The 8,282-nt window shown below is 72.9% G+C and carries 8 protein-coding genes; 3 read left to right on the top strand and 5 right to left on the bottom strand.

The features are described from left to right. Both PROKR_RS25850 and PROKR_RS25845 read left to right on the top strand, forming a co-directional pair. Positions 1–327 (top strand): DUF3515 family protein (locus PROKR_RS25850; RefSeq protein WP_036969425.1); only part of this gene is annotated, 327 nt, incomplete at its 5' end. Continuing rightward, positions 324–1,097, top strand: a complete 774-nt coding sequence (locus PROKR_RS25845; protein ID WP_169736589.1) for a TetR/AcrR family transcriptional regulator — start codon at positions 324–326, stop codon at positions 1,095–1,097. The genes PROKR_RS25850 and PROKR_RS25845, both read left to right, overlap by 4 nt. Before the next feature lie 6 nt (positions 1,098–1,103). Here the strand turns inward: PROKR_RS25845 and PROKR_RS25840 are convergent, their stop codons facing one another. The 5 genes from PROKR_RS25840 to PROKR_RS25820 all read right to left on the bottom strand — a co-directional run bounded on the left by PROKR_RS25840 (position 1,104) and on the right by PROKR_RS25820 (position 7,516). Further along, a complete protein-coding gene (locus tag PROKR_RS25840; RefSeq protein WP_036969423.1) occupies positions 1,104–1,637 on the bottom strand; it encodes a hypothetical protein in 534 nt (177 codons plus the stop codon). Between the two features lie 92 nt (positions 1,638–1,729). Further along, entirely contained in the window at positions 1,730–2,911 is a 1,182-nt protein-coding gene (locus PROKR_RS25835; RefSeq protein WP_051433371.1) for a D-alanine--D-alanine ligase family protein, read from the bottom strand. A 68-nt stretch (positions 2,912–2,979) separates the two neighbouring features. Beyond that, a complete protein-coding gene (locus tag PROKR_RS25830) occupies positions 2,980–4,023 on the bottom strand; it encodes a TIGR00341 family protein (RefSeq protein ID WP_211240244.1) in 1,044 nt (347 codons plus the stop codon). Between the two features lie 87 nt (positions 4,024–4,110). Beyond that, complete coding sequence (locus PROKR_RS25825) at positions 4,111–5,724, bottom strand: AMP-binding protein (RefSeq protein ID WP_036969420.1); 1,614 nt, start codon at positions 5,722–5,724, stop codon at positions 4,111–4,113. Positions 5,725–5,812: 88 nt separating this feature from the next. Then, the gene (locus PROKR_RS25820; protein WP_036969418.1) at positions 5,813–7,516 is read right to left on the bottom strand and encodes an aldehyde dehydrogenase family protein; all 1,704 of its coding nucleotides are present in this window, start codon (positions 7,514–7,516) and stop codon (positions 5,813–5,815) included. A 257-nt stretch (positions 7,517–7,773) separates the two neighbouring features. Between PROKR_RS25820 and PROKR_RS36245 the strand changes: the two genes are divergently transcribed. Then, positions 7,774–8,282, top strand: a 509-nt coding sequence (locus PROKR_RS36245; protein ID WP_036969416.1) for an RsbRD N-terminal domain-containing protein, incomplete at its 3' end; no start/stop codon positions are given.

Below are 8,282 nucleotides of genomic sequence, written 5' to 3'. Positions count from 1 at the left end.
CTGGGCGGCGACCTGCCCAAGGTGCCGACCGACGCCCAGGCCACGGCGGCCTGGGGCGAGCCCGGCGCCGCGGTCACGCTGCGCTGCGGCGTGGAGCAGCTGGGCCCGGTCGGCGACTGCCAGCACGTGGACTCGGGCGACGGGACCTCGGTCGACTGGATCGTCGCCACGGACGGCAAGGACACCTGGTCGTTCGTCACCTACGGTCGCGAGCCCGCGGTCGAGGTGATCGTGCCGCCGGCGGTCACCGAGGACCACTCGACGTCCTTCATCGCCGACCTCGCGCCCGCCGTCACCCAGGTACCTGCCACGAAGGAGTGTCAGTGAGCCCGGCCGTGCAGGAACGACCCGCGGCGCATCCGGCCGGGCGAACGGACGCCCCCGTCCAGTCCCGGCGTGAGCGGCTGCGCGACGAGCTGCACCGTGAGGTGCTCGACGCCGCCCGCCACCAGCTCGCCGGGCAGCACGGCCTGAGCAAGCTCACGATGGCCGCGATCGCCAAGGAGGTCGGCGTCACGCCGCCCGCCCTGTACCGGCACTTCGAGAACCGTCAGGACGTGATCGCGCAGCTCTGCGTGCTGATCGTCGAGGAGGTGCTCGACACGCTCTCCGCCGCCGTCGCGCGGCAGGAGCCGGGCGACGTCGCCGCGGCGCTGGTCGCCTCGACCCGCACCTCGCTCGACTGGGCGGTGCGCAACCCCGCGGAGTTCGACCTGATCATCGGTTCGGGCATCCGCTCGGAGCTGCCGGAGAACCACGACCTGCAGCGCCGCATGGCCGAGATGGTGGGCGGCCACTACGTGCCGCTGTTCCGGCAGCTCGCCGCGTCCGGCGTCTCCTTCGCGGCGGACGACGAGCTCGACCCGGAGCTGGCCGAGCAGGTGCGGCGGTACCGCGACGCCGTCGGCGGGCACGACCTGCCGCTGGGCGTCGCCCACCTCATGGTGACGAGCTGGCGGCAGGTCTACGGCCTGCAGTGCATGGCCGTCTACGGGCACCAGGAGTTCGCGTTCGGCGACCACGTGGCGCTGCACGAGGACCTGGTCTCGGCGCTGCTGGCGCGGTTCGGCCTGGACCCGCACCCGACCGTGCGCTGAGCGGCCTCAGCGCACCATCGAGTCCCGGCCCGCCTCCAGAGTGTGCAGCGAGTCGGCGTTCGAGATGAGCTGGATGCTGCCGTGGTAGCGGATCGACGGGTCCTTCATCGCGGCGCCCACGAGCTCGGCCAGCGCTGCGAGGTGCCGGTCGTCGTGCGCGCAGATGCGGTGCACGTGCTGCGAGGCGGTGACCATCTGCAGCGCGAACACGGGGTACTTCCAGATCGGCTTCCAGAACGCGGTGCGCTGCCAGACCCGCGTGGCCGGCCAGGCCAGGCCCGCGCAGGCCGTGGCCAGGGCGGCCTCCCACGGGATGTCGTCGGCCCCGGCCATGCGGAGCAGCAGGAGGACCACCGCCGCGATGCAGAACGGGTAGGCCACCTGGTTGGCCCACGCTCCGATGGGCTGCGGCTTGGCCACACGGATGACCTCGAGTCGCATCACGCTGCCGAGGGCGAAGGAGGTCAGCCCGATGCTGAGCACCCCGTTCGCCACCCGGACGTCGCGCACCGCGTAGCTGTAGCGGGGCTCGCCCAGCATCCTGCCTCCTCAAGCGCCCTCGTCTCGAGCGCCAGCGTCTCAAGCACCGGGCCGGACGGTCCCGGCCCTGGTCAGAGGCAGGGTACAGGCGATCAGCGCAGGCCGGTGGGCCGTTCGAGGGCGAGCTGGATCAGCTCGTCGATCAGCTCCGGGTAGGGCACGCCGGACGCGGCCCACATCCGCGGGTACATCGAGAACGGCGTGAAGCCCGGCATGGTGTTGATCTCGTTGACGACCACCTGGTCGTCGGGCGTGACGAACACGTCGACGCGCGACAGTCCCTCGGCCCCGACGGCCTCGAACGTGCGCACGGCGATCTCCTGGATCTCCTTGATCACGTGGTCCGGCAGGTCGGCCGGGCAGGTCAGCTGCACCGCGGACTCGTCGAAGTACTTGGCCTCGTAGTCGTAGAAGCCGTTCTTGGTCTCGTCCGTGACCACGATCTCGCCCGGCAGGGAGGCCCGCGGACGCTCACCGCCGCGACCCCCGAGCACCGCGCACTCGATCTCGCGGCCCACGATGCCGGCCTCGACGATCACCTTGGGGTCGTGCCGGCGCGCCTCGGCGACGGCGGCGTCCAGCTCGTCGAGCGAGTCCACGCGGGAGACGCCGAGCGACGAGCCAGCGCGGGCCGGCTTGACGAACAGCGGCAGCCCCAGGGGCTCGATCGTCTGGAGCACCACGTCGCGGCGGTTGTCCCAGTCGCCCGGCTTGATCACGGCGTACGGGCCGATCGGCAGGCCGTGGCCGGCGAGCACCATCTTCATGAAGTGCTTGTCCATGCCGACGGCGGACGCCAGCACACCCGACCCGACGTACCGCGCGTCGGCGAGCTCGAGCAGGCCCTGGACGGTCCCGTCCTCGCCGTACGGCCCGTGCAGCAGCGGGAACACCACGTCGACGTCGGCCAGGGCGGACGGCACCTGACCCGGCTCCATGACGCGCAGCGCGGAGTCGCCCACGGTCAGCGGGAGCACCACCTCGGCGTCGGACGCCGGGACCTCGGCGGCCTTGCCGTCGGTGATCGCCCAGCGCTCGGGCTCGTCGGCCGCGATGACCCACTGGCCCTTCGGGGTGATGCCCACGGGCACCACCTCGTACTTCGAGCGGTCGATCGCGCTCATGACGCCGCCGGCGGTGGCGACGGAGATCCCGTGCTCGCCGGAGCGGCCGCCGAAGAGGATCACGACGCGGGTCTTGCGGGCAGCGCCCGGCGTCGGCACGAGGTTCGTCGAATCCCCGGCGGAGGCTGGTTCAGGAGTGTGGTGCGACATCGCGCCCGACCCTACCGGAACGCCGCCATGACCGGACGCCGCCGGACCCGCCGGACCCCGCCGTCCGCTCATCCCGGGTCCGACGTCTCGAGCCGCTCGCCCACCGTGTGCAGCACGACCACCTCCGGCTGCCAGGGGACGATCGCGTCCACCCGGTCCTGCAACGGCCCGACGTCGGGCAGGGCATCCGGGCTGCGCACCTCCACGACGAGCTCCTGGCCCTGCCAGGAGACGTCCTCGACGGTGGCGTCGGCGTCGGACCCCGCCCAGTCCTGCGCCGCCCCGCGGACCTGGCTCAGCCAGAGCTCCGCCAGCGCTGCCTGCACCGTGTTCGCCACCATCGGCACGGCGACGACCAGGACCGCGACGAGCGCAACGGCCACCGCCGTGCGCCGGTGTGGGCCCGGTGACCCCTGCCGTGTCTCTCGGGCGGCCTGAGCGTCCTGGACGTACCCGACGCCCGAGAAGACCACGGTCGCCGCGATGACGAGCGCGACCGCGTTCGAGACGAACAGCAGCAGCGCACCGAGCGCGAGCGACGGCTGCCCCTGGCCGAGGCACACGCCCACCACGCCCAGCGGCGGGACGAGCGAGATGGCGATGGCGATACCGGGCAGCACGTCGGCGAGGTCTCGGCGCGAGAGCGCGATCGCCCCGGCGAACCCTGTGGCGAACGCCGCGACGAGATCGCCCACCCCGGGCGAGGTACGCCCGGTGACCTGGGAGTTGGACACGACGTCCGACGTCGCGGGCAGAGCGAGTGCCACGAGCAGGCCGAGCGCTACGACGACGGCCATGCCGCCCAGCACGTAGGCGACGGACCGCACGATCCGGCGCCGCCGCCCGGTGACGATGCCCAGCGCGATCCCGAGGATCGGCGTCGACAGGGGCGCGATGATCATGGCGCCGATGACGGTGGCCGTCGAGTCCGTCGCGACGCCCGACACCGCGATGGTGCCGGACAGCACCAGCATCACCCAGAAGGCGGACCGCTTGGCGCGGGTCTCGCCGGTGTCGAGATCGAGCCGGTCCGTGACCTCGGGCAGCTCCCGCCGCTGGCTCTCGGGGACGAGCACGCCGAGCACCCTGCCCCGGTGCGGGGAGTCCGCCATGGCCGCTCCCTGTGTCGGCACCCGTCTCTGGTGCCTCGATCGTGACACCGGCGCACCCGGCAGGCATCTGGAAGCGGCGGCGACCGGCTACCCCGCCGCGGCCCGGAGGTCCTTGCGCAGGATCTTGCCGGACGCCGACTTGGGCACCGCCTCGATGAACTCCACCGAACGCACCTTCTTGTAGGGCGCCACCTGCTCGGCCACGAACGCGATGACCTCGGCCTCCGTCAGCGACGCCCCGGCCACCGGCACGACGAAGGCCTTGGGGATCTCGCCGGCCTCCTCGTCGGGCAGCCCGATCACCGCGACGTCCGCGATCTGCGGGTGGGACAGCAGCAGCGCCTCCAGCTCCGCGGGCGGCACCTGGTAGCCCTTGTACTTGATGAGCTCCTTGAGCCGGTCGACCACCTGGAAGACGCCACCGGCGTCCACCGTGACGATGTCGCCGGTGTGCATGAACCCGTCGGGTTCGAGCGTGTCCGCCGTCGCCTCGGGGTTGCCCAGGTAGCCGACCATGACGTTCGGCCCGCGGCACAGCAGCTCGCCCGGATCGGAGACGCCCTCGGCGGGCTGGTCGATCTCCGTGCCCGTGGCCGGGTCGACGATCTTGGCCTCCATGCCCGCCACCAGCAGCCCCACCGACCCGGACGGGATGTCGGGACGGTCGAACGGGATGCAGTGCGAGACCGGCGACATCTCGGTCATGCCGTACCCCTGCAGCACGCGCACGTGCTCGCCGAGCCGCTCGCGGACGGCGCCCGCGAGGCTCTCCCCGAACGGCGCGGCGCCCGACAGCACGGCGCGCACGCTCGAGACGTCGTAGGAGTCGACCAGCGGGTGCTTGGCCAGCGCGAGCGCGATCGGCGGCGCCACGAACAGGAAGGTCGCGCGGTGCTCCTGGATCACGCCGAGGTACTGCGCCAGGTCGAAGCGCGGCAGCGTCACGAGCCGGGCGCGGGTGCGCAGGGCCAGGTTGAGCAGCACCGTCATGCCGTAGATGTGGAAGAACGGCAGCACGCACGGCACCACGTCGTCGGACCCCACGCCGATGGCCATGGACTGCGCCACGTTCGCCACGAGGTTGGTGTGCGTCAGCATGACGCCCTTGGGCCGGCCCGTGGTGCCGGACGAGTACGGCAGCACCGCCAGGTGCGTGGCCGGGTCGAACGTCACGTCGGGGGCGGGGTGCGGGTCGGCCAGCAGGTCGGCCAGGGAGGTGTGGCTCGGGCCGCTGTCCGGACCGTCACCTGAGCCGCCGCCGTCGAGCACGACGATCTGGTGGTCCCCGAGGCCGGCGCCCTTGGCGCCCGCCTCCCCCGCCGCGAGCAGCGGCGAGACGGTGACCATGAGCCGGGCGCCGGAGTCGGCGAGCTGCTTGGTGATCTCCGGCGCGCTGGCCAGCGCGTTGACCGTGGTCACGGTCACCCCGGCACGCAGCAGCCCGTGGAACACCGTCACGTAGGCGGGCACGTTCGGCGCGTGCAGCGCGACGACGTCGCCCACCCCCAGGCCGCGGGCCGCCAAGGCACCCGCCACGGCGTCGATCTGAGCCACGAGCGAACGGAACGTGGTGGCCGCGCCGCTGACGCCGTCCACCACCGCGACGCGCTCCAGCTCGGCGTCCGTGATGGTGCCGAACAGGTACTCGTACACGCTGACGGGCGGGATCTCCACGTCGGGCAGCGGGCTGCGGATCACCATCGTCGGTCTCCCTCTGTCGGGTCGCCGGCCCACCGTCGGACCGCCGCATGAATGGCCGCACAAGTCATCGTGGCGTACGACACCGCCGTCACGCGCGGAACGCCGCGAGCAGGACCGGCAGCAGCCGCCCCCACGACGGCGCCGCCGCGTAGCGGGTCAGCGCCCGGCCCGTGTCCGTCACGCTCCGGGACCCACTGAACCACGGCGGCTTGGGGAAGAGCGAGGGCTCGCCGTGCAGCACGCTGCGCGGGAACGGCCGGAACGCGCCTGTGACCACGCTCCGCTCGGGCCCGGAGAGCAGGTGCCCGTTGTGCACCACGTCGATCCCCGAGCCGACGTCGGCCACCGTGTGGCCGGGGAACGCGCCCCACGTCGCGCCCGCCAGCAGGAAGCTCAGGCCCGTCCACGCGTTGATCGCGATGTTGCCGTAGCGCAGGTCGGCGATCGCGTGGTCGAACGCGGCGCCCATCGCCCGGCGGTCGCGCGGCCGCACCAGCACGTTGGCGCCGAGCGTGCCGTACAGGGAGTCGTTGGCGAAGCCGACGGCGGCACCCAGGAACTCCGCACCGGTACCGGGCAGCTGCGTCCAGGCCAGCACCGGGGCGAAGTACTCGTCGGTGCACGCCTGGTCCCCGGGGGCGACCTCGGTCAGGATCCGGCCGGCCAGGTGCTCGGCATCGGGGTGGGCGGCGTTCGCCCGGGAGACCTTGTCCGCGGTGCCGGGGTACCACGGCTCGCGCGCGGGCATCCGGGCCAGCGCGGCGCGCAGCTCGGCCAGGAAGTCGTCCTTCTGCGGCCAGTCGGCCGACAGCACGACCATCTGGCCCGCGACGCAGTTGTGGCCGGCGTTGTGCAGGCGCATCGAGGCCAGGTGCTCGGCCTGGTAGCGCAGGTCGGCGGCGGTCCACCGGCCGGGCACCACGATCATGGGCGCGACGCCGCCCAGCTCGCTCGTGATCGGCACCTTGAGCCTGGGGTCGTCGTCGGCCCGACGGCGCTCAGCCTCCTCGCCGGTGCCCCACACGATGGCGTCGTGCGTCACGGCGGAGCCGGTGATGTGCACCTTGTCGATGCCGGGGTGCCCCGTCAGGTAGGCGCCGACGGCCGCGTCGCCGGCGACCACCCGGACCACGCCGACGTCGATCAGGGGCGCCAGTGCCCGGCGGTAGACGTCGAGCAGCGCGGCGAACGTGGGGTTGAGCTTCACGATGGAGGCACGGTTGTGCGCGACCAGCTCGTAGAACGCGTCCAGCGGCGCGATCGACGAGATGTTGCCCGCCCCCAGCACGAGCCCGACGCCGCCGCACTCGCCGACCCGGTCCGCGCCCAGCCCGGCCTCGGAGCGCACCCGCCGCTCGCTGACCCCCGGCGGCATCCACACCTCGGCCCGGATGCCGTTGAACAGCACCCACTCCTTGACGGTGCGCGGGAGCACCCGGACCGACACGCGCCCACCCGGGGCCCGGCCCACCCGGGGCCCGTCGAGCGTGGAGCGCCCCCGTGCGAGCGCCGCGTAGGACCGCGCGTAGGCGGCGGCGCTCTCCAGCGCGCCGTACGGGCCGGTCATCCACTCCTCACCCGCATAAGGCGCGGCCGGGTCGACGTGCTTGGCCTGCGCGGCGGTCGTGGCCCACTCGTCCGCGACCTCGGCGATCGACGCCTGGACCTGCCGGAACAACGCTCCCCTGTCGGCAACGGGCAGCTGGGCCCATCGCTCCGCACCGACCTTGAGCTCCTCGACCGCCTGGTCGAGCTCGCGCTCGGTGGTGGCTTGCGTGTCCGTCACGCTCATCAGCTGTCTCCTTCGACCGCGCTCGTTCGGCCGTGCTTCGTCCGGCCGCGCTTCTTCTCAACCGCGCTATCTCTCGACCGCGCTGCTTCTCGACCACCGGCCGGGCTTCGTTGACCGGCGCTCCAATAGCCTAGGGGGCGAAAGCGGTCCGGGGCGAGACCCCGTCGCGCCCGACCGACAGACCGGCGTGCAGACCGCAGTGCTTGACAGATCGGTCTTCGATGCACAACGACCGCGCCACGATTAGGCTGCCTGGCATGTCGGACATCGCCGCGACTGGGCGTCATGACCTCCGCGACGCGTTGGATCTGCTGAGCGAGCAGGTCGCCGACGGCATCCTGCACGCGGAGCCCGTCTACCAGGAGACCCGGCTGCCCGCCGCCGTCGTGCAGCCGCTGGTCCGGGCGAACGTGGCGGAGATCCTCACCGCCCTGGCCGGTGAGACCTCGTCGCTCGCGCCCGCCCGCGAGACCGGCCGGGTCACGGCCGCCGAGGGAATCCAGCTTGACCTGCTCCAGGACGCCTACCGGCTGGCCGGGCTGCGCATCTGGGAGGAGCTCGCCCGGCGGCTGCGCCACCACAGCGACACCGGCGCGCTGCTGCGCGCGTCGTCGCGGGTGTGGTCCGCGATCGACCGGTCCTCCAACGTGGCGGTGCGCAGCCACCTGGAGGCCGCGGCCGGGTTCGGCGAGAACGTGGCCCGCACCGAGCTGCTGCGCGGCGTGCTGACCGGCGCGGTGCACGACCTCGAGACCGCGCGGCGCGC

Source organism: Promicromonospora kroppenstedtii DSM 19349 (assembly GCF_000515355.1).
GTDB lineage: Bacteria > Actinomycetota > Actinomycetes > Actinomycetales > Cellulomonadaceae > Promicromonospora > Promicromonospora kroppenstedtii.
This window is presented reverse-complemented; position numbering and strand designations above follow the sequence as displayed.